The 26,965-nt window shown below is 31.3% G+C and carries 39 protein-coding genes; 31 read left to right on the top strand and 8 right to left on the bottom strand.

Annotated features, from left to right (window positions below):
* From U472_RS16640 to U472_RS00260, 15 genes are all read left to right on the top strand, one after another.
* Nucleotides 1-843, top strand: an 843-nt coding sequence (locus U472_RS16640; RefSeq protein ID WP_176714085.1) for a hypothetical protein, incomplete at its 5' end; no start/stop codon positions are given.
* Between the two features lie 12 nt (nucleotides 844-855).
* The gene (locus U472_RS00195; protein ID WP_068714308.1) at nucleotides 856-1,212 is read left to right on the top strand and encodes a hypothetical protein; all 357 of its coding nucleotides are present in this window, start codon (nucleotides 856-858) and stop codon (nucleotides 1,210-1,212) included.
* Nucleotides 1,213-1,229: 17 nt separating this feature from the next.
* Nucleotides 1,230-1,706, top strand: coding sequence for a hypothetical protein (locus U472_RS00200; protein WP_068714310.1), 477 nt, complete (start codon nucleotides 1,230-1,232; stop codon nucleotides 1,704-1,706).
* Nucleotides 1,707-1,738: 32 nt separating this feature from the next.
* Nucleotides 1,739-2,365, top strand: a complete 627-nt coding sequence (locus tag U472_RS00205; RefSeq protein ID WP_068714312.1) for a hypothetical protein — start codon at nucleotides 1,739-1,741, stop codon at nucleotides 2,363-2,365.
* Nucleotides 2,350-3,906: a hypothetical protein gene (locus tag U472_RS00210; protein WP_068714315.1), complete on the top strand. Its 1,557-nt coding sequence runs from the start codon at nucleotides 2,350-2,352 to the stop codon at nucleotides 3,904-3,906. The genes U472_RS00205 and U472_RS00210 overlap by 16 nt, the downstream gene beginning before the upstream one ends.
* 27 nt (nucleotides 3,907-3,933) lie before the next feature.
* Nucleotides 3,934-6,849 (top strand): DNRLRE domain-containing protein, encoded by a 2,916-nt coding sequence (locus U472_RS00215; RefSeq protein ID WP_068714322.1) that lies wholly within the window; start codon nucleotides 3,934-3,936, stop codon nucleotides 6,847-6,849.
* A 16-nt stretch (nucleotides 6,850-6,865) separates the two neighbouring features.
* Nucleotides 6,866-8,245 carry a hypothetical protein gene (locus tag U472_RS00220; RefSeq protein WP_068714324.1) on the top strand — a complete coding sequence of 460 codons (1,380 nt, stop codon included), beginning with the start codon at nucleotides 6,866-6,868 and terminating at the stop codon, nucleotides 8,243-8,245.
* A 16-nt stretch (nucleotides 8,246-8,261) separates the two neighbouring features.
* Nucleotides 8,262-8,642, top strand: coding sequence for a hypothetical protein (locus U472_RS00225; protein ID WP_068714326.1), 381 nt, complete (start codon nucleotides 8,262-8,264; stop codon nucleotides 8,640-8,642).
* Nucleotides 8,635-8,865, top strand: a complete 231-nt coding sequence (locus tag U472_RS00230) for a hypothetical protein (RefSeq protein ID WP_068714328.1) — start codon at nucleotides 8,635-8,637, stop codon at nucleotides 8,863-8,865. The genes U472_RS00225 and U472_RS00230 overlap by 8 nt, the downstream gene beginning before the upstream one ends.
* A complete protein-coding gene (locus U472_RS00235; protein ID WP_068714330.1) occupies nucleotides 8,852-9,199 on the top strand; it encodes a hypothetical protein in 348 nt (115 codons plus the stop codon). The genes U472_RS00230 and U472_RS00235 overlap by 14 nt, the downstream gene beginning before the upstream one ends.
* A gap of 13 nt (nucleotides 9,200-9,212) precedes the next feature.
* Entirely contained in the window at nucleotides 9,213-10,025 is an 813-nt protein-coding gene (locus tag U472_RS00240) for a hypothetical protein (RefSeq protein WP_068714331.1), read from the top strand.
* 67 nt (nucleotides 10,026-10,092) lie between these two features.
* Complete coding sequence (locus tag U472_RS00245; protein ID WP_068714332.1) at nucleotides 10,093-10,587, top strand: hypothetical protein; 495 nt, start codon at nucleotides 10,093-10,095, stop codon at nucleotides 10,585-10,587.
* A 48-nt stretch (nucleotides 10,588-10,635) separates the two neighbouring features.
* Nucleotides 10,636-11,034 (top strand): hypothetical protein, encoded by a 399-nt coding sequence (locus U472_RS00250; RefSeq protein ID WP_068714333.1) that lies wholly within the window; start codon nucleotides 10,636-10,638, stop codon nucleotides 11,032-11,034.
* A gap of 52 nt (nucleotides 11,035-11,086) precedes the next feature.
* Nucleotides 11,087-11,623, top strand: coding sequence for an N-acetylmuramoyl-L-alanine amidase family protein (locus U472_RS00255; RefSeq protein WP_068714334.1), 537 nt, complete (start codon nucleotides 11,087-11,089; stop codon nucleotides 11,621-11,623).
* A gap of 63 nt (nucleotides 11,624-11,686) precedes the next feature.
* Nucleotides 11,687-12,001 (top strand): hypothetical protein, encoded by a 315-nt coding sequence (locus U472_RS00260; protein ID WP_245684700.1) that lies wholly within the window; start codon nucleotides 11,687-11,689, stop codon nucleotides 11,999-12,001.
* A gap of 155 nt (nucleotides 12,002-12,156) precedes the next feature.
* Here the strand turns inward: U472_RS00260 and U472_RS00265 are convergent, their stop codons facing one another.
* Both U472_RS00265 and U472_RS00270 read right to left on the bottom strand, forming a co-directional pair.
* Nucleotides 12,157-12,459: a hypothetical protein gene (locus tag U472_RS00265; protein ID WP_068714335.1), complete on the bottom strand. Its 303-nt coding sequence runs from the start codon at nucleotides 12,457-12,459 to the stop codon at nucleotides 12,157-12,159.
* 9 nt (nucleotides 12,460-12,468) lie between these two features.
* On the bottom strand, nucleotides 12,469-13,464 hold the full coding sequence (locus U472_RS00270) for a ParM/StbA family protein (protein ID WP_068714339.1): 996 nt from the start codon (nucleotides 13,462-13,464) through the stop codon (nucleotides 12,469-12,471).
* A 704-nt stretch (nucleotides 13,465-14,168) separates the two neighbouring features.
* Here U472_RS00270 and U472_RS17310 point away from each other — a divergent pair.
* From U472_RS17310 to U472_RS00290, 4 genes are all read left to right on the top strand, one after another.
* Nucleotides 14,169-14,291, top strand: coding sequence for a hypothetical protein (locus U472_RS17310; RefSeq protein ID WP_281201038.1), 123 nt, complete (start codon nucleotides 14,169-14,171; stop codon nucleotides 14,289-14,291).
* 256 nt (nucleotides 14,292-14,547) lie between these two features.
* Nucleotides 14,548-14,766 (top strand): hypothetical protein, encoded by a 219-nt coding sequence (locus U472_RS00280; RefSeq protein WP_068714352.1) that lies wholly within the window; start codon nucleotides 14,548-14,550, stop codon nucleotides 14,764-14,766.
* A gap of 65 nt (nucleotides 14,767-14,831) precedes the next feature.
* Nucleotides 14,832-15,104, top strand: coding sequence for a hypothetical protein (locus U472_RS00285; protein ID WP_068714353.1), 273 nt, complete (start codon nucleotides 14,832-14,834; stop codon nucleotides 15,102-15,104).
* Nucleotides 15,105-15,405: 301 nt separating this feature from the next.
* On the top strand, nucleotides 15,406-16,203 hold the full coding sequence (locus tag U472_RS00290; RefSeq protein ID WP_068714354.1) for a DnaD domain protein: 798 nt from the start codon (nucleotides 15,406-15,408) through the stop codon (nucleotides 16,201-16,203).
* 277 nt (nucleotides 16,204-16,480) lie between these two features.
* Here the strand turns inward: U472_RS00290 and U472_RS00295 are convergent, their stop codons facing one another.
* From U472_RS00295 to lexA, 6 genes are all read right to left on the bottom strand, one after another.
* Nucleotides 16,481-17,284: a zinc ribbon domain-containing protein gene (locus U472_RS00295; RefSeq protein WP_068714356.1), complete on the bottom strand. Its 804-nt coding sequence runs from the start codon at nucleotides 17,282-17,284 to the stop codon at nucleotides 16,481-16,483.
* 128 nt (nucleotides 17,285-17,412) lie between these two features.
* Nucleotides 17,413-17,721 (bottom strand): hypothetical protein, encoded by a 309-nt coding sequence (locus tag U472_RS00300; protein WP_068714357.1) that lies wholly within the window; start codon nucleotides 17,719-17,721, stop codon nucleotides 17,413-17,415.
* A gap of 24 nt (nucleotides 17,722-17,745) precedes the next feature.
* Nucleotides 17,746-18,195 (bottom strand): hypothetical protein, encoded by a 450-nt coding sequence (locus tag U472_RS00305; RefSeq protein WP_068714359.1) that lies wholly within the window; start codon nucleotides 18,193-18,195, stop codon nucleotides 17,746-17,748.
* A 21-nt stretch (nucleotides 18,196-18,216) separates the two neighbouring features.
* Nucleotides 18,217-19,605, bottom strand: coding sequence for an SNIPE associated domain-containing protein (locus U472_RS00310; protein ID WP_068714423.1), 1,389 nt, complete (start codon nucleotides 19,603-19,605; stop codon nucleotides 18,217-18,219).
* A 387-nt stretch (nucleotides 19,606-19,992) separates the two neighbouring features.
* Nucleotides 19,993-20,268, bottom strand: a complete 276-nt coding sequence (locus tag U472_RS00315; RefSeq protein ID WP_068714361.1) for a hypothetical protein — start codon at nucleotides 20,266-20,268, stop codon at nucleotides 19,993-19,995.
* A 93-nt stretch (nucleotides 20,269-20,361) separates the two neighbouring features.
* Nucleotides 20,362-20,991, bottom strand: a complete 630-nt coding sequence (lexA, locus tag U472_RS00320; RefSeq protein ID WP_068714363.1) for a transcriptional repressor LexA — start codon at nucleotides 20,989-20,991, stop codon at nucleotides 20,362-20,364.
* A gap of 149 nt (nucleotides 20,992-21,140) precedes the next feature.
* Between lexA and U472_RS00325 the strand changes: the two genes are divergently transcribed.
* The 12 genes from U472_RS00325 (at nucleotide 21,141) to U472_RS00365 (ending at nucleotide 26,965) form a co-directional block, all read left to right on the top strand.
* Nucleotides 21,141-21,377, top strand: a complete 237-nt coding sequence (locus tag U472_RS00325; protein WP_068714365.1) for a helix-turn-helix domain-containing protein — start codon at nucleotides 21,141-21,143, stop codon at nucleotides 21,375-21,377.
* Between the two features lie 121 nt (nucleotides 21,378-21,498).
* Nucleotides 21,499-22,068 carry a helix-turn-helix domain-containing protein gene (locus U472_RS00330; RefSeq protein WP_068714367.1) on the top strand — a complete coding sequence of 190 codons (570 nt, stop codon included), beginning with the start codon at nucleotides 21,499-21,501 and terminating at the stop codon, nucleotides 22,066-22,068.
* Nucleotides 22,069-22,093: 25 nt separating this feature from the next.
* Entirely contained in the window at nucleotides 22,094-22,291 is a 198-nt protein-coding gene (locus tag U472_RS00335) for a hypothetical protein (protein WP_068714369.1), read from the top strand.
* Between the two features lie 14 nt (nucleotides 22,292-22,305).
* Entirely contained in the window at nucleotides 22,306-22,692 is a 387-nt protein-coding gene (locus U472_RS00340) for a hypothetical protein (protein ID WP_068714370.1), read from the top strand.
* Nucleotides 22,693-22,824, top strand: a complete 132-nt coding sequence (locus U472_RS17315) for a hypothetical protein (RefSeq protein WP_281201039.1) — start codon at nucleotides 22,693-22,695, stop codon at nucleotides 22,822-22,824.
* A gap of 1 nt (nucleotide 22,825) precedes the next feature.
* Nucleotides 22,826-23,770: a RecT family recombinase gene (locus U472_RS00345; RefSeq protein ID WP_068714371.1), complete on the top strand. Its 945-nt coding sequence runs from the start codon at nucleotides 22,826-22,828 to the stop codon at nucleotides 23,768-23,770.
* 54 nt (nucleotides 23,771-23,824) lie between these two features.
* Nucleotides 23,825-23,950 (top strand): hypothetical protein, encoded by a 126-nt coding sequence (locus U472_RS17320; protein ID WP_281201040.1) that lies wholly within the window; start codon nucleotides 23,825-23,827, stop codon nucleotides 23,948-23,950.
* 17 nt (nucleotides 23,951-23,967) lie between these two features.
* On the top strand, nucleotides 23,968-24,993 hold the full coding sequence (locus U472_RS17115) for a hypothetical protein (protein WP_068714372.1): 1,026 nt from the start codon (nucleotides 23,968-23,970) through the stop codon (nucleotides 24,991-24,993).
* Nucleotides 24,983-25,840, top strand: a complete 858-nt coding sequence (locus tag U472_RS00355; RefSeq protein ID WP_245684701.1) for an ATP-binding protein — start codon at nucleotides 24,983-24,985, stop codon at nucleotides 25,838-25,840. The genes U472_RS17115 and U472_RS00355 overlap by 11 nt, the downstream gene beginning before the upstream one ends.
* A complete protein-coding gene (locus tag U472_RS16460) occupies nucleotides 25,837-26,094 on the top strand; it encodes a hypothetical protein (protein WP_141677906.1) in 258 nt (85 codons plus the stop codon). The genes U472_RS00355 and U472_RS16460 overlap by 4 nt, the downstream gene beginning before the upstream one ends.
* Nucleotides 26,095-26,186: 92 nt before the next feature.
* On the top strand, nucleotides 26,187-26,423 hold the full coding sequence (locus U472_RS00360) for a hypothetical protein (RefSeq protein WP_068714375.1): 237 nt from the start codon (nucleotides 26,187-26,189) through the stop codon (nucleotides 26,421-26,423).
* The gene (locus U472_RS00365) at nucleotides 26,420-26,965 is read left to right on the top strand and encodes a hypothetical protein (protein WP_068714378.1); all 546 of its coding nucleotides are present in this window, start codon (nucleotides 26,420-26,422) and stop codon (nucleotides 26,963-26,965) included. The genes U472_RS00360 and U472_RS00365 overlap by 4 nt, the downstream gene beginning before the upstream one ends.

Consider the following 26,965-nt stretch of genomic DNA (forward strand, 5'->3'; position numbering starts at 1 on the left):
CGTCAAGAAGAGCTAGCTCAAATGTCAACAGAAGAAAAAGCTGAGGCAGCAGCACCAGGATTTGCTCAAGGAGCCATGACAATGGCATCAGGAGATGTAGTTGGTGGGGCTATCGAAATGATTACAAGCTTATTTGCTCAATTAGAAGGGTTTAATGAATTTATTGGTGGTATTATGGATGCATTTCAGGCATTTTTAGAACCTTTGATACCTGTATTTGAGAGTTTATTTCAAGCACTTCAACCCTTAATTGAACCTTTAATTTTAATCGGTCAATTATTTGGAAGAATTCTAGCTATGATAATGAAAGTTATAGTACCTATTATTAAGGTTTTAGCAAAAGTTTTAGCTTTTGTAGTCGAAACTATTATTAGTGTGATTAATTTCTTCATTAAGGCTTATAATATGTTGCTTGGTTGGTTATTTGGAGAAATAGATACCATTGATTCACCAGGTAAAACAGAACGTCCTGAGGATGATCCTGAAACTGGAGGTGTAGGAGGATCTAGACAACCAGATACTAGAGCTAGTACAAATGGTGGATTTACCAGTCAACAAGTAGCTAATACTGACACTCAGATTATAACTATCTTACGTGAGATAGCTAAAAGCGTTGTTAATATAGATAGTCTGCTATCTATTGGAGCTAAAGGAAGTCAAGGATCTGTAAAAGGTGGCAATCTTAAATTAACTGTTAATGTTCAACCAGGAGCTGTTCAAGTTGAAGGAGCTGGAGAAGAAGGGTTTAATCAAGCTGGAGAACAGTTAGCAAATATGACAGCTGCTAAGGTTTTAGAAATATTAAAGGATAATGATTTTGGATTAGGATTATATAGTTTATAGGAGGGATAATGTATGTCTCATATTCTAGGGGGCTATACATTCCCCTACTTACCACCAGATAATGCCTGGAGTGGAATTAAGAAGGTAAAATCAAGAGTAGATGTTTCTACTTATAGCAGCAATGTGACTTTAAATTGGGGGGTTCATATTAAAGGTAGTTTAGTTTCTTATGAATACCCATTAATGGAAGAGAATTTCTTTCAATCTTTAAAGAACAAGTATGAGTTAGATCAAGAGTTTAATTATGATCCTAAAGATGGTCATATTTATTCTGTGAAAATAGTCCATTTTACAGGACAAGTATATAAAAAGGGCTCTTATCGATCTAATGTAGTTTTAAACCTTAAAATTTTAGAGCAATTAACTTAAGAAAAGGAGTGATGTTTATGCCAGCACCAATAGTAAGTTGGTATGATCCAAATAATAATGCAGTTAGTCAATGGAATATAGGAACAGTTGATGCAGGTTCTGTATCAGCTGATTTTACTGTCGATATCTGGAATAATAAAGGTGGAACAAATGATGTCTCTACCATGCAAAATTGCCAGATCACAACTAAAGATTCAGCAGGTGGTAATACTGGAGAATTAGTAACTGATACCTGGATTAAGGCTCGTTGTGACTCTCTTCAAAATGGTTCTGCTGATACATTTGGAGCTATTGGAGGAACTATAACTAAGACCATAGAGGCAGAAGGAGCAACAAATCCAGGAGAAATATCAGGTCTTGCTAATACAGGAGATCCAAATGCAGCAGCAGATAATGCTAATTTTGCTCGTGTAACTTTACATGCTGAAGTACCACCAACAGCAACAGCTGGAAACGTGGTCTTTTTAACTAGAGTCTCTTATCAGTATGTATAATAATTCTCTCAATACAATGAGGAGGTTTTTTGATGGATAGAGTTCAGGCATTTTCACCAGTTAAACAAGATTTTATTTGGGTTGGAGAGTATCTAAATGGTACTCTCTTTTCTGAATATGATTTTAAGACTAAAGAACATAATGACTTTTATCAGATAGATAGAAAAAAATTAATTCGTTTTGGATTAGTTGGTCACGGGCGTAAAGTCTATTATGAAGTTCCAGATGGCACCTTTAAAATATTTGGTCAAAGAATAGATATTATTTATCGTACTAAAGAGCGTGATTACTTATTAACAGGTAATCCTAGACAGAATTACAATGATATCATTACTTATAAAGATGCTGAAACTGTGATGAATATTAGAAAATTAGCACCAGGAGTTAAGCCACAAAACCAATTAAAAAGAGATCCATCAAGGATTAATCAATATAACTTAGGTTATAAAGCAAAGTTAACCTTTAATAATGTTGACTTTCACTTCAAATCTATTTTTAAGATGCCTTTTAATAAAAAACCTTATATTTATATTTGGTTAGTATCTAATAAAGACCTAGAAGGAGAATTAGTTTTTATCAGAAATGGAAAAGAAACTGATAGAATTAAAGCTCCTTTAGAGGTTGATGTAGGGGGTGAGTTGAATTGGCAACTGAAATAATAGAAAAAAGAGATTTGTACACAAAACATTATGATAAAGGAAATGGTGTGAAAGAAACAGTTATTAATATGGGACCAGTTCACTATCAGGATCAAAAAGGAAGCTGGAAGGATATAATTCTTGATATTGAGCCTCTATCAGTTTGGGAATTTACCCATGGGGTAACTTCTAACTTATACTTCACCTACTTTTATGATAAAACTTCTAAAAATAAACATTTAGTCTCATTTGAATTTAAAAACAAGAATAATAGAAGTAGGTGGGTTAATTATAAGTTGGTTGATGCTCTACCAACAGATTATATTTATCAAGACAATAAATTTAAATTTATTGATTGTTTTCCCGGCGTTGATGTTGAGTACATCGTAGAAAAGACAAGATTAAAAGAGAATATAATACTAAAAGAAAAACCAGATCAAACCAGTTTCATCTTTACTTTAAAATCTGATGGGGTTGATTTTCGTTTAAATGATAAAGGAGAAGTTGAATTTGTAGATCAGCAAACTAAAGAAATTATTTGGGTGTTAGATACCCCTTATATGCTAGATGATAATGATAATTATAATTATGGCATTGAGTATCAAATGACTACTTATGATAGTTATGATGCTATTGAATTAATCATAACTGATGTATCTTTTCTAGATACAGCCACTTATCCAGTTATAATCGATCCAACAACTTATATTGAAAATGAAATTCTTTATGTTACTCAATGGGTTGGGTATGACCATACTGAACATTTACATCCAGCAGATGATAGGTATACAGCAGCTTGTGGAGTTTGGGGTACTGTTCAAAATATGTGGACTCCTGGCTTTAGGATTCCAACAACAGTCGATCAATTTAATAGGATAGAGAAGGTTACTTTTGAAGTATTATGTAAATATTCTAATGCAAGTTGGCTTTATCCTCAGGAATTATTATCTGATTTTAATAGAGGAACTAATTGGAAATCAATTATTAAAGGAGATTATATAGGAAATAATCCTCAAAATTTTAATAATCCCGATTGGTGGATTTGGGATATTACAGACAGATATAAAGAGAGTATTTCAGGTGAAAATCCGCTTTATGGTATTGCTTTAAGAACTGGTTGGGGGCGACGTTCTACTTTTTACAGCTATTTAAGCAGTTACCCTCCTAGATTAGTCGTTCAATATAGAGATGTACCTAATATAATTTTTAAAAATGTTAATGGCAACATATTATCTAATACATCGGGCGATATAATTAAATACTTAGATTTTGGAATAATGACAGCTGGATCAACTTCCTTGGTTAAAGAAGTTGTTTTAGAGAATAGATGTGGTTTTGATATTGGATTTATAGAGATTTGGGTTGAACAATCGAGTTTAGATCAAGGTATAAAATTAAAATTAAGCAAATACAAGAATCCTTTTATTGAAGAAGATTATATTTATTTAGATGGTTCTCTTGCTCCTGGAGAAGTTAAAAAATTTTATGTCAGGTTATCTTCTGATATATCAGTTAAAAATGGAGGTACTTTTAAAATTATAGCAAAAGGCAAGCCAGTTTAAAATCTCAATACAATGGGATGTGATTAAATGCTAGCAGATTTAGAAGGAATAATTAATATTATTAATGGTCCAAATGATTGTAAAGGATATATGACTGTTCCTTATAACTTTAACACAACTTCAACTCTAGAAGTTGCTTCCAAAAATACATTATTGGGTCAATATGATGTAATTCCAACTTATATTGATGATTTTAAAAGTTTTATTAAAGTTAACCAGGTAGGAAATTTAATAAGCGAAATTTTTGTTAATCCGAACGGTCAATTTGCTGTATTAGCTGATATTAAGCCACCTCCGACTTATAATATAACTCTTAATCCAACTAAGGATGCTTTTGTTCGTGAAAATGTTCCGACTTTAAATTATGGTACTGAACAGCAGTTAATGGTTGGTTATTCAGAGTCTAAAGATGAAGTTTACAGGGCTTTTATTTACTTTCCTGTTAAAGAAAATCTACCTTATGAAGCTAAGGTCAAGAAAGCTAAATTAAGATTCTATAAATCTCCTGATTTCGATCCTAAAATAGATATAGAAGTTTTATTATTAAAAGAGCATTGGGATGAACTTGGAGTCACTTGGGATAATCAGCCTAACTTAGACAATATAATTGTTGAGAATTCAGTTGGTGATGGTTTTGGTTATGTTGAAATTGACATAACAGATCTTGTAACAGAGTGGGATGAAACTGATAAAGAAAATTATGGTTTTGCAATTAAAGCTAAAGATGAGAAGTTTGATTCAGTAAAATCTTTTTATTCTAGTGAATATGAATATTATCCTCCAGAATTAGAGATTGAATATACATTAGATATTATATATTCTGCTGGCAGATCAGAGACTAATGGATCAATTACAGTTGAGCAAGATAAAGATCAAGATTTTAAAGGATTTATGAATATAAAATCATCCTGGGATATTGACGATTTAATTAGTAGTATTGATTTTAGTTATCAAATAAAAGGTTCTATTGAAGTGCTAGGTCATAATCTTAAAGGATTAATTCGACCAAGATTTAATTCAGTAGATAATTTTGATGGTAGTTTGACACCTAGATTTAACTTAATGGATGATCTTAATAGTGATTTTTCAATCAATAAACCTTATATGTTCGGATCGATTCAACCAAGATTCAATTCGATGGATAACCTTAATGGTACTTTAACACCAAGAATACCAGGTAATTCTGATTTATCAAGTTCAATTACAGTTAGTGAATTGGAGAAATTAAGTTATATTGAGGTTTGGCATAAAACTTTATTAAAATCTAATATAAAAGTAAAACAGAATGTAACTGATGATTTAACAGGGTCGATAAAGATTAGGAAAAGTGGATTTAACGCAATATCATCAAATATAGATGTTTGGTATAAAGAAATATTAGAAAGCAGTTTATATGTTAATAGTGGGTATATCAAAGCTAGTATATTGATTCCAAGTGAAGGTATTACTCAAAAATGGAGCTTTGTCACAACAAGGCAAAAAGGTTTTAGTGATCTAGCAATCATAGGAGAAACTTTAAGCCCTGGAAGATTAGATGGTTCTATTGATATTTATCAGATATCTGAGTTGTATTCACTAATGAAGGTTAGACCTTTTTATCATAGTCACTTGTCTAGTGAAATCAACATAATTAGAGAACCTGGTCAAATTGTAGGACCTAAACCAAATACTGAAGGTTTACAGTTTATCTGGTCAGATTTAAGTTATAATGCTTTAATTACTAAGATTAAGGTTGAACACAGTTTAACTATGCAAGGAAGGATATTTGCTCGTCAAACGACTAATTCCTATTTTTCTTCACAAGTTAATATTTTAAGAAGAGAAAGGAATAAAAAATCTAGCTATCCTTATTTAGCAGGGCAATTAAAAGTTAGAAGGCTAGATCCACATGATGATATAGATGGAAACATTAACGTACTACCTTATCTTTGGAAAGAATTTAAGGATTTATCAAGTGAATTAAACATTATTAAAGAAGTAAGTCATATTAAAGGTGAAAGCTATCCAAATGTCGGATGTTCTATTAAAGTTGAATTACCTTACGATAAATTAAATTCAAGTATATTTATCAAAGGACAAGGTCAAGGGAATTTATCAGGTAATATTACTATAAGTGGTGATCCTGATTTATTAGATCTTTATTTACAACAAGATGATTGGATATACAATAATTCAGAAATTAAATCTGAATTATATATTGGTATGACTGAAGCTGAATGGAAAGCAAAAGAAACTTTTGTATCTGGAGATGCGTGGACATTTTGGGGGCGTAAATATCCAGAAACTTATAATGGAATGACTAGAGGAATAGACTATGAAGTCTATTCTACAAAACAAACTCGTTATGATTTTACAGAAACTTATTATCACTTATATTATATCAATAAAATCTATTGGCAAAGACAGAGCAACATAACAGGGATAATAGAAGTTGAGCCAGGGGTACATTATGATATTAATTATAGTAAACCTTATTTAAAAGGAACAATTGATATAATTAAAGCTGATAAGTTAGATAGTTCAATCTTGATTAAAAGTAAAAGAATTAAAGATTTAAGATCCTCAATAATTATTAATAAATTCACCATGAAATTAGGTGATTATTTGTTTCCATATGATCCACCAAGAGGACAATATACAGGGATAAATATTCCTAAAAATTATAGTGAAGTTCAAACCTTAGCAGATACTATTATTTTTGATGATCCGTTAATCTTACAAGAGGCTAGAATTGTTATTAAGTATCCTTTAATAAATGCCGATTTTTATAATAAATTATTAACTTTATTTGAAGCTAACAATGGAGCAAACTTATATAATTTTCAAGATGGAATTAATAGTCAAACTTATCAAGTTGAAATAGTTGATTTAACAGGTACACCGTGGAAAAAAGATTATTATCAAAATGTAACTTTATCTTTAAAACCTTTTAAAATAATCTAAAGAAAGGAGGATTAATTTGCAGATTTTATCCCCTAATTTAGAATTAGCCCAAAAATCATTATTGAGAAGCCCTTGTGCTAGAGTAACATTAATCACAGAAAATGAAGTTAGTCATGACATAACTAAAGATGTGATCAGCTTTGATATTGAGTTGTCAGAACATAATCAAGCAAATAAAGCTAATTTAAAAATCAGTAATAAAGATGGGCAATATGATAAATTAAATTTTAATTCTACTAAAAGAAACTGGTTTAAAGAGAACAATAAGATTATTATTGAAAAAGGTAATAATGGTGAGTATATGCCAGCAGGGATATATCTGATTAGATCTGCTGAACCTGAAAAATATTCCAGAGGAGCAGAGCAAATCTTATCAGTTAAATGCTTTGATAAAAGTAAAAACCTTTTAAAGGCTAAAGTTACAACAGATATCTATGAAAATATGCAAGCAAACGATATTGTTGCAGATATTGCTATTAATCATGCAGGCTTAAACCCAAGTGAGTTAAATCTTGCTCCTTTAGATTTTACAATCAAAAGTGTACAATTTATCGATGAACTATCCTGGGATGCTATGTTTATGCCTTTACAGGCTGCCCTACACAACCTTTATTTTGATGAAGAAGGTAAATTAAGATCTTCTAAAATTAATTTTAATAAAACTGTATCGTGGACCTATGATAATTCTGATTTTGTGATATTTTATCAGCCTAAATGGAGTGATGATGATATAAAAAATATTGTCCGAGTTTACGGGCGTAATATCAGCGAACCGAAACTAGTTCCATTGGCTGAAAAATTATTAGTAACATTTACTAAGCACGTTATGTCAGGAGAAAGTAGTCATACAGAAACTTTATACTACTTTGATGATCATACTAGAACAGCAGTTGATGTCAGAATGGAGTATACAGCAATAAAAGAAAAATGGGATACTAGCGATTATGCATCTATTCAAGAAAAGACTGACCATTATGTTAAAGTAAAATTAAGAAATAAAAATCATAAGTCTACTGATGCAGATATTACGGTTAATATTTATGGTAAACCTCTAGGACAGGCTGCCCCTGATGTATTAGCAGCTGAAGCAATGGATGAGTATTTAATTAACCAATATGGAGAGGTAGAGGACAAGATTGATAATCCTTTAATCCAAACAGAGCAACAAGCTCAGTATTTAGCAGATCAACGCCTTCAACTTCATAAATGGTCTAGAAATAAAATGAATATTCAAGTTGTTGGAAATATGGCTCATCAAGCTGGAGACATTATTGAAGTTTGGCATCCAGTATATAAAAGAATGGTAAGATTATATATATATAAGGTTAAACACCAATATGCTAGAGAGAAGCATGATATAACAGATCTATATTGTTATATTGCAGAAAGTATTTAAGATAGGGGTTGGTCTAATGTATAAAGATGATTATGAGGTTATGAGAGTTATAATTTCAGATCAAAAGGCAAAAATTATTTTTAAAAAAGATGATATTATTGATAAAATCTCTATTGAAAATAGATTTTCTGAAACTAAAGAATATGTGAATATAGGAAAAGAAATTATTTGTAAGAGTCTAAACCAGCTTAACAGAATAAATTATAAAATTACAAAAGATCAGATTCTAAGTATATCTTTAAATTGTTTTAAAATTAAAGTTAAGTATAGATTAGATAATCAATTTATTGATAAAGATTTAAGAATTAATCAAGATATAGAAAGTTATATCAAAGAAGGACGTTTGATTGCTAAAGCAATAGTTCGTGATTTTATGGAGGTAGATAATAATGTATAAAGCGATAGTTATCTTATCTAAAGAATTCTTAGGGGATCAGAAACTTTTTGAAATGGAATTTGATTCAATCCCTCAAACTGGACAAATTTTCAAAGGACTTGATAACCAAATCTGGCAGGTAGATAATTATACATTATACCCTGATGCTAAGAAAGTAATTATTAAGGTTAGACCTTATTTCTTTTTTAAAAATAAAAGAAGGCTAAATAATGTCAATAATTAAGAATAGATCTAACCGCCAGGCAAAGTATTATCAGCAAAAATATATAGGGGTTATTGCTGGTATTAATTATGATTTAGATAAAAGACCTAAGGAACCAACTTCTTATGATGTAAAGATTATAACAGAAAAACAGGTGATTAGAAAAGTACCTAATGTAACTGATTTAAAATTTAAGCTTAGGGATAGAGTTAGCTTAGACCGTATCAATCGAACAGAGTGGCAAATTACAGGAAAAAGCTATGTAAATATCGATTTAAGAAGTGCAAAAGGAACTAGTTTATACGCTCGTTGTGATGCCGGACATCGTTTGGATCAAGGACATCTAGTAAAGTAAAGGAGGAAAATAAATGGCAACATCATTACCAGCTTGGAATACTGATGAAGAGATAACATCATCTAAATTGAATGGTATTAATAATTCAATTAAAAGTGATATTGAAATTTTGGAATATGCCGTTCAAGATTTAGACGACCAAGGTCTTTATAGTGGTTTAGTACTTGGTCAGGGGATTTATGATAAAGTTGGAGGAGATTACTTAGTTTCTGATGGCGGCGGGCTAAATGTAAGTGTAGCACCAGGTAAAGCTTTAGTAAATGGAACTTGGGTTATATCTGATTTAAGTTATTCTATATCACTTACTGATAATGCTGTAAATAGAGTTTATATTACAGATCAGAGAGATGGAGGTGCAACAACAGGAGCAATTCCTAGCAGATCTATTGTATTGGCAGAGGTAACAACTTCAGGTGGAACTATCACTAATATAAGTGATAAGAGACAACAGATATTAACTTTAGTAGATTTAAAAAATCTAATTGATAATCATACTTCAAGACATGAAAAGGGAGGAGCTGACGAGCTTAATGTTAATGGCTTATCTGGAGAATTATCAGATCCACAGTTAGCTAAAATTACAAATTTAAGTGGATCAGTAACTAAAACAGCAGTTGCAGCAGGAGAAACAATAACAACAATTATTAATCATACAGCTTTAACGATTCCTGCTTATCCAACTGTATCAACAGATGCTAATAATGTTAATCTTAGAATTTTATTTAGTAATGGTGATGAGATCAGTAATGATTTTTTTACCATTGAAATAACGAATAATGATGCGACTCAAGATATAACGATCAATTGGACTAGAAATGGAATCTAAAAAAGGGATAAGATAACATTTGATGAATTAAATATCAGTATATTAAATATTTTAGGAGGCGTAGAATATGAAAAAAATAGTTGTATTTTTAACTCTAACACTAGTATTAATCGGCTTGACGGGATGTTTTGGAGGAGATGATGATGGTACTGTAACACGCCCTAAAGACGATGGCACTACCAATATGACATTAGCATATCAACAAATAGATAAATTTTCTGAGTCTTTTCTTGATAAAGATGAAATAAAATTAAAATCTGTTATGTCAACAGGGGCAATCAATTTCACTATTGATAATGAAGATGTTTCTCTTCAAGATAATGATGAATTTATTTTATATGTGCAACAAGAACTATGGGATCAGGTGGAGTATTCAAAGTTTGAAATAACTAATAGAACTGGCTCGGAAGGCATTAATTATATTCAAGTTACAGGGAATATAATTACAACTAAAACTAGTTCTAATAATATTGTCGTTAATAATGAAGGATATATACAAATACAATTAGAGAAAGTTGATAATAACTGCTATATAAATGATATTAATATTGTTTATGAATAAAAAAGGCTCCTTTCGGAGTCTTTTTTATTTTAATAAGGGAGGTGCAATATGGCTGAGAACAAAAAATGTGAATTACATGATTTAAGAATCAGTACCATTGAGAAAGAACTAGAAAAAGCTATAAATCAAATAGAGAGTATAAAAGAAAGAGTAGCATATAATGAGAACCAACATGCAAAGTTACAGCAAATTATAAGCAACTTTGATATAAGGTTTAATGCTATAGAAGGGACACTTAATGATGTTGTGCAAGAATTGAAAAAAATAGGTAATGCAGTTACAGAAATTAAAACTAGAAGTGATACAAATGATGAATATATCAAAGAGAAACTACAATCTAATATATCTAATGTGGGATTTAAGCAGCATATTAAGAATAATAAAATTTTATATTCAATAATTGTAAGTTTAATTTCTTTAATATCTTATCTAATCAAAGCTGGATAATTCTGAGTCACCGAAAGGTGTCTTTTTTAATTTTTGGGAGGGAGATGGTAACATGATTATAATTGATGCAGGTCATGGAGGAGAAGATCCAGGAGCTAGTGGCCAGTTTAGCAATGAAAAGGATGTAGCATTACAGATTAGTAGGATGTTATATACTCTATTGAAAGAGGATGGCCATAATACCAGGTTAACTAGAGAAGATGATAGCTATCCTAAATGGGAAGATAGGGTTAGATCTACAGCTGAGGATCTATTTATATCAATTCACTGTAATGCTTCTAATAATCCTCGTGCTGCTGGTATAGAGACATTCTGCTATACCAGCAGCGAGGAAGGAAAAGAGTTAGCTGAATTAGTACAAGCTAATCTGATTAAAGGTACTGGTAGAGTCGACAGGGGAGTTAAAGAGAACGAGAATCTATATGTATTAAAGAATACTAAATGTCCTGCTGTGTTAGCCGAAATTGGCTTCATAAGTAACATAGAAGAAGAGGTATTACTTAATTGTGTAGAATATCAAGTAGAAGTGTCTTTAGCGATTGTAAAAGCTGTAGATGAGTTTGTCAGAAGCAGAAAATCAAATAATTAATCTATCCGCCTATAAGTTGGTAGATTTTGTTATATAAACTATAAATTTTTAGGAGTGTGATAAATGATGAATATTAATATCGAAACTGTAGTGACTATACTGGGAGGACTAAGCATTGTGATTGGGATTGCTAGAAAGTTTAAACCAGAGATTGATAGCTATTTCAGTGTTGCTCGACCAGTGCTGGAGGAAGTAGATGACATTATTGACTTGGCTTTTAATGAGTTTCCTAACAATCAATACTTAGCTAATGCTAATAAGATTAGTGACAAGGTAATCTCTGAATTAGAGGAAGCAGGATATAAAATTGATAATTCAGCAAGAAAGAAGATAGAGAACAGAGCTAAAGCTAAGATTGTGAGGAAATCGGGAAAGTAATTAGACCTCTTCCTGATCACATAGTTAATCAAGAGATAGAATTACCCCAAAGGGAAGAGTTAGATGTATGGACTAAGTTAACTGCAAAAGATAAGTTTGAAATTATAGACAAAAAAAAGCCCTCCAAGGATTAGATCCTTAGGGGCTTTCTTTATTTAAAAGAATCCAGCATCTTTTTTAGATTTTATCTTATCAAGTAATTCATTATCTTGTTTCTTTTCTTTAGGCTTATCATCATTCTCGATCTTAATGTTATTACTCTTAATAGCTTCTACTATATTATTTACTTCATCTTTTAACAGTTCCCCATCTAAATACTTCCGATAGACTGATATAGCATTCTGGACTAACTCGCTTTTACTTACTCCTTGCTTCAATCTACCCTCTACAAAATCAACATCTTTCTTATTCATTGATTTATCACTAATTCTACCTGCAAGAAGTATATTCCTATCCATAACTACCACCTACATTTTAGTTAGTTTGTAATAACCACGAGCATTACTAAATTGTGCATCTGAAATAACTGTAATATCTTTATCAAATAAGTCATTTAAATCTTTTCTTAAACTTTGAGCTCCTCCACCACATAAGATAATAAATTGAACTCTTGGCATATAATCATCCCAAGCCAACTGAACTTCATCATATATCTTCTCAGCCAATTCTCTAAATGCATCTTCACAAGGTTTCTTAATATCATATTCTTTATTATAGAAAGTCTTATCATTCCCTTTTAGATAATCTTCTTGTATAATACCAAAAGGGATATCATCTAAAGCCGAACTAGCTATTTTAAAAGCATTAGTAGTACCTTCTTTTAGATTAATTACACTATCTGTAATAACATCTATTCCATCAGCTACAAAGGCATCTACTGTCCTTCCTCCAATATCGATTAATCCATATCTAGCAGTTGCTAAATTATCATTCTTCATATTACCTTCCATATCAAGAAGCTCGTCATAGAATGATGCAATACCTTGAGGATAGCAAGAAACACTATCTATATATAATTCTCTTTCTTTTCCTCCAGCTTGATATTTAATAGTTCTATTATTATATAACTCTACAATTTCATCTTTATACTTTTTAAAAGCTCCAACGTTAAGACCTAACCCTAATTGTTCAATTCTAATTTTACCATCTATTTCATCACCAAATAATAACTCTATACCAGCCAATAACTTAACTAACTCAGTATCTTCTTTAAACTTTTCATCTCTAAACTTTCTATCAGAAGAGTCTGCAGCTTGCTTGTCAGCCTTAGCACCTACATAATAGATATTACCATCTAACTCCACAACCATATTATCAGGATTAAAAATAGACTTGCCTAAATCAAACACTTTATCCTTTCTTGGTTGATATGTACGAGAAACAAATTTAACCTTATTTTCACCAGCCTCAAACTTTTCAAAGTCAAAACCATTATCCCAACCTAATACTGGAACTACTTTCATTCTAATTCCTCCTTGTTAACATTTATTATTTTAGTGTCAGTTATTTTGTTAACACTATAAAAGCCTTTAATAACTAACCTTTCTATATATAATGTTAACATAATACTAGAAGATAATCAATACTTTTGTTAACATTTATTATTTTGTTAACAAAAATTAATTAAACAGCTTATATTAATAGGTTTATTATGTTAACAAATAAAAAAGCTAGGGCATAAGCCCCAGCAGTCTATATTAAATGCTAAACCAAGTTAATATTTAATTATACCCAATAGTTTGTAAGTTATACCCATTGAACAACTTACAACAGTCCGACAGGTTTCCCCTCCCCCGAGGTTGTCCCTGTGACAATTTTCCCCTCCCCCAATAGGCTTGTCCATCCTCCCCCCTAGCGTGTCCAAGTTTACCAAATTTCTAAAATTTTCAAAATAGCTTTTCATGGGGTAGCAAACGTTAGACATGAGAAAATTTTAGAGGAGAGGTTCAAAAATTTTTTAGGTTAAGAGTTTTCGACAAAGAGAATTTTCTAGAGCCTCTATTTTTAGTTGATGAGCAACATTAGTTAGTTGCTCTAGTTATATATTGGTACTATTCCTAATTTAAAAATTATTATACATAAATATAAAATAATTCTAATATTTACTTGACTTATACCATTCCGAATGATATAATATATATAGAACATGAGGAAAGGAGGGGAATAGATGGAATGGTTAAAAAATCTAGGGCTAATCTTAGGATTAATCTTCACATTTGAAAAAATAATCCTAACAGCCTTAGAAATCATCAAAAAATACAAAGAGCTTAACTCCGATGATGAGAGTTAAGCCCAACCATCGGGAGGGGAAACCCTCCCACCTAAAACCATTCTATCAAAACATTATGAGAAAATCAATATCAACCGCATTGGTATTTTTATTCATCGCTTTTATTTTCGCATTAGATAGAAGTTGGTGGGGCACTGGTATATTCGCTTTCAATGCAGCATTAGTTTTGGCAGTAAGCTTTTTAAGAAAATAATATTTTAAGCAGTTTCCCGCTCTGCTATATCAAAAGCGGGGTAAATATAAAGGAGGTATTAAAATGACTAAAAAAGAGAGAATATTAGATTTAATATCAAAGAATCCATACTTATCATTAGATGAAATAGGAGAACAAACCGACTCAAGTAGCAACTATGTAAGGACTATACTGGCAGGTGAAGGGTTAACTCTGACCAAGTTAAGGAAATTCTATGGTAAAAAAGCAGCAGAACAAGGATTTAGAATTGATTTGGAGGAATTTAGAAAGGGGGATAATTAAAAGGTAGGGTATAAGGCACTATGTTTACAGGTTGATGATATACAAAAATAATAGGAGGCAATGAGATGAAATTTAATTATCAAGGTAAGATTAACACTGGCGAGAGTATAGCAGATGGCTACATTACTTCTACAGGGTGCACCATATTAGTCAGTATTGATGATGGCAAATATCATTTATCAATAGCACACAAAAGTAGGTATCCAACTAAGAAAGAGATAGATCAAGCTAGAAAAAAATTATTGCCAAAAGACAAAACATTTGATTTGATAAGTTCGATAGGGTATAATGATAATTGTTTTCACTTGTGGGAAGTTGAAAAAGAAGAACTACATTAATTCAGAAACTGCTTTCAGAGCGGTTTCTTTTTTAGAAGTTGATAGTCATAAATGACTAAATCTTATAAAAATTAATAACATAAGTATTTTATATTTGAAATTATTGATATTTTTGTAGAATTTGCTTATAATAAATATAGTATCAAAAAATAAAACAACGGAGCTGCCAACTCCGTTTAGGTTATGGTCTCGGTCAAGACCTCATTTACTATTATTATATCAAAATTATAATATATTATACACTTGCTTGTCAAGTGTACTTGACCGAACCTGCCTAAATTTTTATAGGGAGGTTATTTTTATGTCAGTAATTAGAGTACATAAGAGAGATAGATATGTTATAGTTGATAAAACAGGATTAGAGGATAGCAGATTATCATTTAAAGCCAAAGGTTTACTTGCTTATCTATTAAGTAAGCCTGATAACTGGGAGGCTCAAATTGAGCATTTAAAGACCGTTAGCAAAGATGGTAGAGATTCGGTAAGAACTGGACTAAAAGAATTAGAGGATTATGGTTATTTATATAGAGCACCAGTTAAAGGGGAAGATGGTAAAATTAAATATTGGGAAAGAAATGTATATGAAACCCCAGAATTAAATCCATATCACGAAGAAGAACCACAAACGGATAATCCGAAAGTGGATAAAAAACCAGAAACGGAAAATCCACATGTGGAAAATCCACAAGAGGAAAATCCAACACTAATGAATAATGATTTAATAAATAATGATTTTAAAGAGGATGATGAAATAGGGGAAGAATATGAAAAAACATTTGGAAAAGCAATTGGAGACAATAAACTTAAAATTATTAGAGCTTACCTCAAAAAGACCTCTATAGAAGTGATCAAGTATTCTTTTGTTATTGCTAGGAAAAATGGAGCAGAAACATTTAGATATGTTGTAGTGTTGCTGGAAGACTGGACAAGCAATAAGTTAGATACAGTTGAGAAAGTTAAGTTATACCTTAAAGGAGCTAAATCAGAGATTAAGGTTAATAGACCACCTTTATTTGATAGTAGCAAATATGAAGGTTCAGATGCCCCACCAGAAGATAATTATTTTGATAATATAAAAAAGATGTTAGGTAAATTATAAGTTAATCTCTAGTTATTATTTCCAATCTTTTGGGGATAATACTCTCCCAGAGGTGATAACTATGAGGATATTAGACAGGATAGCAGAAGAAAAAAGCTATAGCACAGTAGAAGTAATGTTATTTATTACTTTGATTGGCTTGGTAGCTCTATTGTTAGTGAAATGAAAAAGACTCCCTTAATTGGGAGTCTTAAAATTAACTATTAGTATGAATCTCATATAGTTTTTCAACTATTCTTTCTTCTTTTCTTGAAATTGTAACCACTCCTTATATAAGTTATTTTTTATCTTCATAAGTCCAATCAATCTGTTTATTCAACACATCTTCAACTTTATTGACAGTTGTGTTAAATCTTTCGGCAATAGTATTAGTTATTTCATTCTCGTCAGGGATTTTAGAGATATCATTTTCAGCCACCTTTTTATATAACCGCTTCCAAGCACTCCACACCCTAACTTCTTGTTTAGTTAATTGGTTCGCCCAATCTTTATCTCTAAACTCATAGTTAAATTTCATCTTATTATACTGTCCTGTATCTACTGTATCTGCTTTTGACCAGTCACCTTCAGGAGCAAGCGTCGCCTTACCTAAAGTATACCCATTGTTAATATATTCTGGGTAGTCATAAAAGCCAATAATTAAAGCATTAAAATCATGTTCTTCTTTAACTTTTTGAGCAACAATTTTACTGATTGTTTCAAGCTCTTTGGAACCTACTGGTTCATTAACAACTACATCTACACTATATCTTTTAGCCGTACTAAAAGAATAATCCCCTATCCCATTAATACTATAACTTATATCCTTGACTAATTCTTTTTCATCAGCTGTCACTTTTATTACATCGTTAGAAAAGAAAGAACCTATTCCAGCAAGTATAATTGATATTATAACAATGAAACCAAAACAACCTAAGCACCCTTTTTTAGCATCTGCCACGTTTTTCTCATTAGGTTCTGTATTTTTAGTATTGTTAGAGTCATGTTCCTTATTGCTGATGTTTGTTATTTCTTCACCACATTCAGAACAAAATTTAGCTTCTTCAGATAGTTCTTTATTACATTTTGGACATTTACTCATCCTTTCTCCACCTTTCTTGACTTAAATTTTTATGTAAATGATATCAAAACTTCTTTAATTTTAAGATGAAGGGATCTTAAGTTTATTATTTTATTCACATTATTACTCCTTAAATTTAATCTTCTTTCTTAATTATGTAAGTTTTCTTGATTACCAACTGTCACAATTCTATCTAATTCCTTCTCAAAGTCATCTCTACTCTTAACATTACTCAAATCCAGCTTAATCCCGATATTTTTGCCTTCCTCAACACGTTTGATAAACTTAATCACATCTCTAATAGCTTCTGGTGATAGAGTGTCATTGTTTAGAGAGATGTAACTGTTTGCTTTCTGTTCATCTGTTAGGCTGTTGTAAAATTCAAGAAGCTCTGGATCAGCTTGCAGTGCAGCTTTAATATTTGTATCTAGTTCTTGTAATCTTGGTCTTTTAACCATTGGGTCACTCCTTATATTAAATCATCAACTTCTAATATCAATTTTGTTTTTATCATCTTTATTTTTACTTGTATTGTTAACTAACTCTTTTAATAATTTATTATTTATTTCAGCGTTTTTATTTAACAACACGACCTGTTCATGTAAACTAAAGAATAAGATTGAAGCCTCATAGCTTATCCTAAGTATAATATTACCTAGAATTAAAATAACTAACTTTAGTCCCCATCCTTCTATGCTAATTCCTATAACAACTACAATAACCACAGAAATCCAATATAAAATATCCATTAAAGCATGAGTTAAAAACTTTGTACTTTTAGCTATAGGCGGATTTGGGTCATGATTATACTCTTGTATATCTTCTAATGAATAAGGATCTGATACCTCAGCATAGCAATAAGGACATTCTTTCTTTTCTAAAAATACTTCGGTTAATCTTATAGGTTTTTTACAACTAGGGCATTTTTTCATTTAATCACTCCTTTAGTTTTATTACAAAGCAGCTGGAAATTTTTCTTTTATTTTTTGTTCCAATTCTTTTTTATTCTTTCTTTCATTTCTTATAGCTATTGATTCTCGATATTCTTGAGCTTCTGGAATTTTTACAAACTCTATTTCTGGATTGATTTTACTAACGATGTCTTCTATCTTCTCTAATGAAACATTGAAAAATTCTTTTCTAGAGTTAACTAAATTTACTTGATAAGCTTCAAGTTTTTTATGTAATTTTCTTTCCAGTTCTGGAGCATTTTCCGAATATATCATGGCATGAACATCAAATTTGAATGGTACAGAAGCATCTCCTAGTTCACGTACACGGTCAAGCGGTTCTAAACGTCTAGTCATACCAATTTTATAAATATTCTCACCGAAAGAACCTATATTTGATATTATATAAACATAACCCGATTTTGTAATTTGAGCGCGGGATATAGCTCTTTGTCCTTTGTCTTGAGCATCTTTTAATTGCTTTTCTAATAAAGTTATTTGTTCTGTTAATTTATTTAATTTTTCACCTTGGGCTTTTGTTATTTCTTTTCTTGCTTTTTCTAGTGCTTTTTTATATCTTTTTTCTTCCTTTTCAGCTTCTTTTTTAGCTTTTTCTATTTCTTTTTCAACTCTTTTTTGTTCGCGGATTTCTTCTTTTATACGTTTTTTCTCTTCTTTTTCTTGATATAATTTTTCTTGACGTTCATAAACTAAATATAGTTCTTGAAGTTTTAGGTTTAAGTAATCATGGGAAATAGAAACTCTAATGGGTTCTCCTAATTTATTTATTGCTTGGTGAGCTTTTTTAATTCTCTGTTCCATTTTCTGAACATTATTCCACTTAACTTTAGCAATAGAGGCGTCACATTCATTATTAAAAGCACGTAATATCAATTTAATATTTCTATTAATCATTTTCTTACCTTCGCGTTTACTTCCAGCGACCTCCCATTGAGTATAGCAAATAGCTGCATTTTTATTTTTAATTAATTGTTTTTGCTGAGATCTTATAGATTTGATTTTAGTTTTATATTTTTCTGACGTATCAAAATCAAAATGTGGTTTATACATACCGAATGAAATTAATTCTAAGTCTTCTTCCAAAATACTTATTTCTTTTAACAATTGTTCATATATATGCCTTTTATTAGAATATTGATTTTTTAAATCAGATTCTTTTCTTTGGTACTCAGATTCCATTTTTTCATAACTTTGTTTTTTGTTTTGCAGTTCTTTTTCTAATTTTTTAGCCTCTTTTTCTATATCAATAACATCTTTGAATTTATTATATAGTTTTTTGTGCTTTATTGATTTTTGAATAAAGAGAAAAACAAATAAAATCAATAATATAGTGCTTATGATCAAAAATGATAAATATGTATTATTTTGAATACCTGGAGTTAGGGTGTTTTTTTGTACTACTTCCTTTTGTGTTGTTTTAACAGTATTTTTAATAGGAGTTGGGGTTATTATAGCTATTAAAACAAAAGAAGCTATTAATATAATTCCATAGGTTTTAATTACATTTTTTCTAGTTTTATTTTCTTCTTTTCCCCATTTTATGACCCATCTGGGCTTAATAAGACCTATTGGAATGGCTATGATAGAAAGTAAGAATATAACAACGAATATATTACTTAATAATTCCAATATTAACCCTCCTTAATTATGTAAGTTATATCATTGATATATTTCGACAATTACCGACAATGTGTAAATATAGAAAATATATCTTATCTATGTTAAAAATAAAGAAGGACAACTTGTCCTCTTTATTGACTATTTAATCAGTTTTAACTTTGCTATATCATAAAGGTTCTCTTTGGTAACTGCTTCAATAGCACCTATCTTCTCAACTACAGTATCAAGTTTATTATTAGTTTCAGTCTTAAACTCTTTTAAATCGACAGTTTGTTCTACTACTGAATCAAGTTTATTTTCTATATTAGCTTGATTATCTTTAAGCTCTCCTTGCCCAGCTTCCAACTTATCTAACCTTTGATTAACACTTTGTAATTCTTTTAATATTTGCTGTAAGACTTCTTGATTTTCCATAAATGCACCTCCTTATGGATGTATTATAGATTATTTTTATTTATTAACTACTATAATTATATACTAGGACAAAAATAAAAGACCTTCTATTATCTATTCAAATTTAAATTTAACTTCAACAACTTTACCTATTATTCTAACATTTCCTTCACATAATTGTATTGGTTTATATCTAGGGTTTTCCGGTTGCAATATTATTTTGTTATCAGTTTTATAAATCCTCTTTAAGGTTGCCTCATCATTAACCATTACAACTGCTATTTCTCCATTTTCTATATCCTCTTGCTGTCTAACTAATACTAAGTCTCCTTCATAAATCCTTGCCCCGACCATGGAATCACCTTGAGCTTTTAGGTAGAAATATGTGCCGCCATTGATAGAATTTTTGTCAACTAGCTCATATCCTATAATATTTTCCTCGGCTAATAAAGGTATCCCACAAGACACGCAACCTACAATTGGTATCTTAACCATATCATCAGGATTGATTATCTGTGCATTTTCGGGCAATTTATCTCTAAAATTGACTCTTCCTAGGAGGTAATCTGTATTAACATTATAATAATTAGCTGCTTTTTCTATAAACTCCGAATCTGGCTTTCTTTTATTATTCTCATATCTAGATAAAGTATTTTTATTAACATCTAAATTTTCTGCGGCTTCTCTTATATTTAATCCTTTTTGGTTTCTTAATTCCCTCAATCTGTCTCCTAATGTATTCATTGAAAACCTCCTTTCCTTATTTATTATACCAAACGTGATACATTTTTGTAACTAAAACAGATAAAAAAATCAAAAAATATACAAATACGTTTGACATGTCCTCTATTTGGTGTTATAATTTGATTAACGACTAAGGGGGTGTAACACAAATGAAATACAACACTATTATTTTAAGAGGATTTATGTCAGAAAACGAAATCACTAATCAAGATATGGCAAAAATAATAAATGTTCATCCTAGAACTTTTAGGGAAAAATTGTCTAATCAATATAAAAGGGAATTTACTCTGTCCGAAGCTAAACGCATTGCAGAATTTATCGGTTTAACTATAGAAGAGGTATTTTTTTATTCTTCTGTTCCCAAAAAAGATACAAAAATAAATTGAATAATTATTTATAACCCAAATAATATACAACTAACTTTAATACTATTATAACCTTAGTTAGTGTAAACACTCAATATCAAAAGTTTACCATTTGTAGAATTTTAGAGAGGGGGTGACAAAAATGCAATTGGCTATTGAATTAAAGAATATTAGAAATGAATTAGGATTAAGCCAAGAGGAATTTGGACAGATATTTAGCTATAGTAAAAGCACTATTTCTAATATTGAAGCAGGTAAAAAAGATGTTCCTGAATTTATGGTTCAAAAAGCAGTTAATGAATTTAAACTTATGGGGTTGGCTTTAGAGAAATGTAAAGAGTGTGAATGTAATCATTTTATACCTGAGAGAGTTGATATCGATAGCACACCTAGTGAGGTACTAGATGTAATCATAGAAGAGTGCCAAGAAGCTATCAAGGCAGCTACTCAAGCTAAAAAGGAGCTTAAACTTCATAATAAAAAGAGCAGGGACTGGCTTAATGAGAATGAGTTTAAAAAATTAGTTAATTATACTGAGCAAATATATGACCCAGTAACAGGGATTTTTAAATGGCTAGAGTTATTCCAAAGAAATTATAAAGGGTCAGTAGAAGAGATAAGGTCTCGAAATACCACTAAATTATATGATAATGGAGCTAAAATACAAAAAGACACCAGCTCCCCAGCAAGTGTCTTAGTTAAGTCGTATTAAATTTAAGCTCACCACCTGAAAGGAGGTGATTACAATTAAGAAGATTATAGCAGCAACTATAATCTCGGCTTCACTATTTTTTACTATCTCTTTAATTATATCAGATAGTGGAGCAAATAGCAAGGTAATTCAACCAGCTTGGGATGTTTCAGAGTTGATTGATGTACCTATCAATGATGTTACTAATGTCGATGGAGTTAACTATACTATCAAAAATAATTAAGGAGGGTCAAGATTATGTGTAGATACATTGAGAAGAATTACTTTAATTGCAGATTTGAACACGTTGGCAGTGGAAATATTGCTGATACTCATGTTCAAGAAATAGCTGAGTTATTTGAAATAGAGGGAGAAATTAATTATATCGAGAGGGTTAACGATAGTGCAGGAGTTATATTGTTAATCAAAACTGGGATGGAGGAACCAAAGAGGATTCCAATCCGAAGAATATCAGCTGAATATTATCATTTAAATGAATTAAGAAGTCATGTTTTAGAAGATGAGGACAAGCTAGATGAGATATTAGATGCAGCTTATAGAGCTCAAGAAGCGAAGCGAAGTGGAAGAATGACCGAAGGTAAAGCTATTAGTTGCTATTTATCATCACTAAAGAAGGCGATATAAATGGAAGTTATCTTAATTGAAGATTATGGTCAGATAATTGTAACTATGAGTAAGACAGTATTGGTGGAGCAGAAAGAGGACAGGGCTAGGGTAAAACCTAGTTCCTCCACTCCAAGAAAGGTGGCGATGTAGGGTGAATAATGTTGTAGAAATGAATAGTCAAGTTGCGGACAATAGCTTAATCAAAAGTTTAGAGGAAAAGAAAGATGTCATCAAGCGGACAGTTGCTAAGGGGGCTAATAATGATGAATTTGAGATGTTTATGCACCTTGCTAAGCAGTATGGATTAGACCCATTTCAAAAGGAAATATTCTTCTGGAAGTATGGTAGCGACCCAACAATAATGACCAGTCGGGATGGTTATTTGAAGATTGCTAATAATCATCCTCAATTTGATGGTCATGTAGCAGATGTAGTACATGAGAATGATAGCTTTGAGAAGCTAATGGATGGAGTTAAGCACACTTACAATTTGAAAAACAGAGGCAAAATCATAGGTGCTTATTGTTTAGTATATCGAAAAGATAGAAAGTTCCCTGTATATGTATTTGCCCCTTATGAAGAGTATAAGAAGAGTAGTCAAGTATGGCGACAGTATGCTAGTGCTATGATTTTGAAATGTGCTGAGAGTATGGCATTGAAAAGAGCATTTAGTGTAAGTGGGTTGGTTAGTAGAGAAGAGATTGGTTATGAGGACAACCAGAATACTACTAGAATGAGCTCAGAAGAGGTTAGTAACCTAGAGGAAGGTTTGAAAAATAAACCTGCTAGAAACGAAAATAAGCAGGCTAAACAAGAGATTATAAATAGATTAGCTAAAGCTGTAGAAAGCGAAGAGAACAACATTACAGGAGAAGCAATCAAGAGTGTAGCAAAGAGCAATTTTGGAACTGGCAATTTAGCTAAATTAGACTTAGAACAGTTAGAAGAATTAGAACAAATATTTTTGTTTGAAACTTACTTTGGGGATGAGGAAGAGACAGAAGAGAATAAGGTTGTAGATGTGGAGGCGGAAGTTGTAGAAAATGATGAAGAGAACTTTGGTGCAGAGGTAGAAAGAGCAGTGGCAGAGGGTTAGATAATTTAAATAGGGTGGCTTTGGCCGCCCTCTCAATCAAATAGGAGGATAATAATGGCTAGATATAGATTACCTGGAGAAGAGGTTGAGAGCAAAGGTGAAGAGAGGAATTGCAAAGAGAAGAGTTTGGCGTGGATTAGGATTTTGAAAGAACAATTAGCAGCGAGTACAAGTAACTGATATAAGGAGGGCATATTGTGGCTAAAATAGAGAAGCTAAAAAGAGCAGTTATTAAGGAAGAATTGATAGAGGCAATAGAGTATAGGATGAGGGAAAAGGGGATGTCTGTAAGTAGTTCTTACAAGTTAGCTATATTACTTAACCAGTCATTATATTGGACTGAAAGAGTAGGACAGGATAAATATCAAAAGTTTTTAGTTGAAGAGAGCAGAAGGGGATCAGAAGAAGTTGAAGGATTAGAAGGCGGATGGGTATATAAGAATGCTGATGAATGGGCAGAAGATTGTTTATTGAAAGTGTCCGGACAAACTGTAAGAAGGTGGTTTGAGAAGTTGATTAAAATCGGCTACATTTTAGAGAGAAATAACCCCAAAGTTAAGTTTGACCATACGGTTCAATATAGGATTAATTTGGTAAAGATTATTAAAGATTTAGATAAATTAGGTTATCAGTTAGAAGGCTACAAAACAGCGTCATTACTGAATCTCCAAAATGGAGAATCGAAAATAGATAATGGAAATTCCAAAGAACAAAATGGAGATAGGGAACTCCATAATGGAGCTAGCAACCTCCAAAATGGAGATACTATACCAGAGATTACTACAGAGAGTACTACAGATATTGTTGTTGATAAGGCGGCACTTGAAAAACTTAAGCAATTGTACAATAGGATATTCCCTAATTCTAGGAATATGGGATATCACATGAGTGTAATAGAGCAATATCTTCAAAAGGGATTAGAGATAGATCTGGTGATTAATCAATTAGAGAAAACGGGATTATCGGATAATCCTAATATGAATTACTTAATCGCTAGATTGAACGGTTTATTAAGTGATGGCATTACTTCTATGAGCGAGTTAGAAGCCAGGAAGCAGAAATGTAAACCTAAAGGAGGGAATTCAAATGGAAAGTATAGCTCAAATAATGCAAGGAGAAGTCCGAGAAGCTCAAAAAGTAATCAACATCAATCGGAATATGGAGAAGGGTGCTTTGATAACCCAGAACTCCAAGTCATCGACCTCTCAATCGATGACCTCTAATCCAATAAATAAAGTTAAACAGCTTAGATATAAGCAAATTTGGGAGCTGCAAAATGGAGAAGTAGATAAGTCTCAGTTTGTTTGTCAACTCTGCTGTGATAAGGAGATAGTAGTAAGCAAAGCTGGAGATAAATTTACTGCAGAAGACTGTAAGTGTCGACAGGAGAAGGAGATTAAGGCTAAAAAGGAACAAGAGCAGAAGAAGTATGAGCAGAATATTAAATCTGCTGAGATAAGAGAAGAGTTTAAAGCTAAGACCTTTAAGGATTTCAAGTGGCTAGAAGGTAAGAAAGAAGCCAAATTAGCAGCTATGGACTATGTTGAAAACTTTGATTTTTATAAGGAAAGGGGTATTGGACTAACCTTTATCGGCAAGTGTGGCAGAGGCAAAACTTTATTAAGTCATATTATAGGGCAAGAGGCAATCAATAAAGGTTATACAGTTATCAATACAGTAGCTAAGGAGTTTTATGAGGATATTAAGGCGACTTATAATAATCCAAGTAAGAATACAGAAGATTTAGTTAGTTCTGCTAAACTGGTGGATTTATTAATCATAGATAATCTAAATGCTGAAAGGTTTGGATCTGATGAAATAGACAAACTCTTTATAATCATTAACCATAGAATTGAGAATAAGAAGCCAACAATTATCAATTCTACAGGAGATTTAGATTATCTTAATAAGAAATTAGCTCCTGATCATGTAAGTAGATTAATTGGCAAAAATGGAGAGCCAATTAAGGTGGGTGGAATAGATATGAGAGTCAAGCAAGGCGAATTGATAACAGATTTGAGGAATAAGAATATTGCTAAACTTAAGAGAAAATTAAGTGATGCAAAATGAAATCACAGATAAAACAATTAACTTTATTTGATGCTAGTGAGTTGGTCAGGAGCCAGAAGTCAATCAGTCAGATAATTAGCTTACACAAGCAGAAGAGATATGCTGAACTTGATTATATAGATATAATATTGCTTAAAAAAGAACTTGGGAGGGTAAAGAATGAGAGCCGTATACCAAGAAGAAAGACTGAAACGCAATTATTACGCCTTATACCTTGCAATCAAGAGACCAATATCGGTATCCAAAGCATGTAGCTTAATGGGGATTAAATCAGCTAAAGGAACTAAGAAAGAGTATAGTAAGATTACTACTTAGTCTATTATGACTATAAGAAAGGGGATAAATAATGTCTGTTGCTAGTCCATATAATCCAAATTTTATAATTGATAATTTAGAAAGATGTATGTGCTTTGATTGTTATAAATCTTTTATTGTGGGTGAGGACTTATCAAAAGGGATTAAACTTAGTTGTCCATATTGTAAAAGCGACAATGTAGAAAGGGTAGCCTGTACTACTGATGATAGACCAGTAGATTTAGGGTGTGTAGGTATTACTTATACAAAAGGGGAGGAAAACCAATGAGTTTAAAAGATATATTAAATCAAGAAGATATTCAATTCTTACAAGACTTGGGAAGAGAGTTAAAGGAGCAAGATAATCATTGTACTGCTAAGCCTTTAATATTCAATGTGTATAAAGACGATTTAGAGTTTGGTGTAGATCCTGACTTTGGAGGTTCAGATTTATATGCTATTGTAGAAGCAGCTGACCCTGAGAATGCTATTTATTCAGATGATATTGAAGAAATGCAAGAGTTCGTAAAAGATTATTCTTATGATAATGATATTGAAATCAAAGAGATAAATAGTCCAGATGATTATAAAGAATTTTTAGAGGAAAATGAGATTGAATATTACATTTCATATATCAGAAAGAAAAAAGTAAAAGAGAATGCCTTTCTTACTGAGAAAGCAGCTTGGGAACATGTTAAGGGAAACAAACACCATTACAATAGATACGGTGAGCCTAAAGTTTATTGTAGTCATGGCTGGAGGAACCCAGAGCTTAAAAAGTTATTAGAAATTATAGAGAAGTTTGCAGACTTAGATGAATTGGAGGAATAA

This window comes from Orenia metallireducens, assembly GCF_001693735.1.
Lineage (GTDB): Bacteria > Bacillota > Halanaerobiia > Halobacteroidales > Halobacteroidaceae > Orenia > Orenia metallireducens.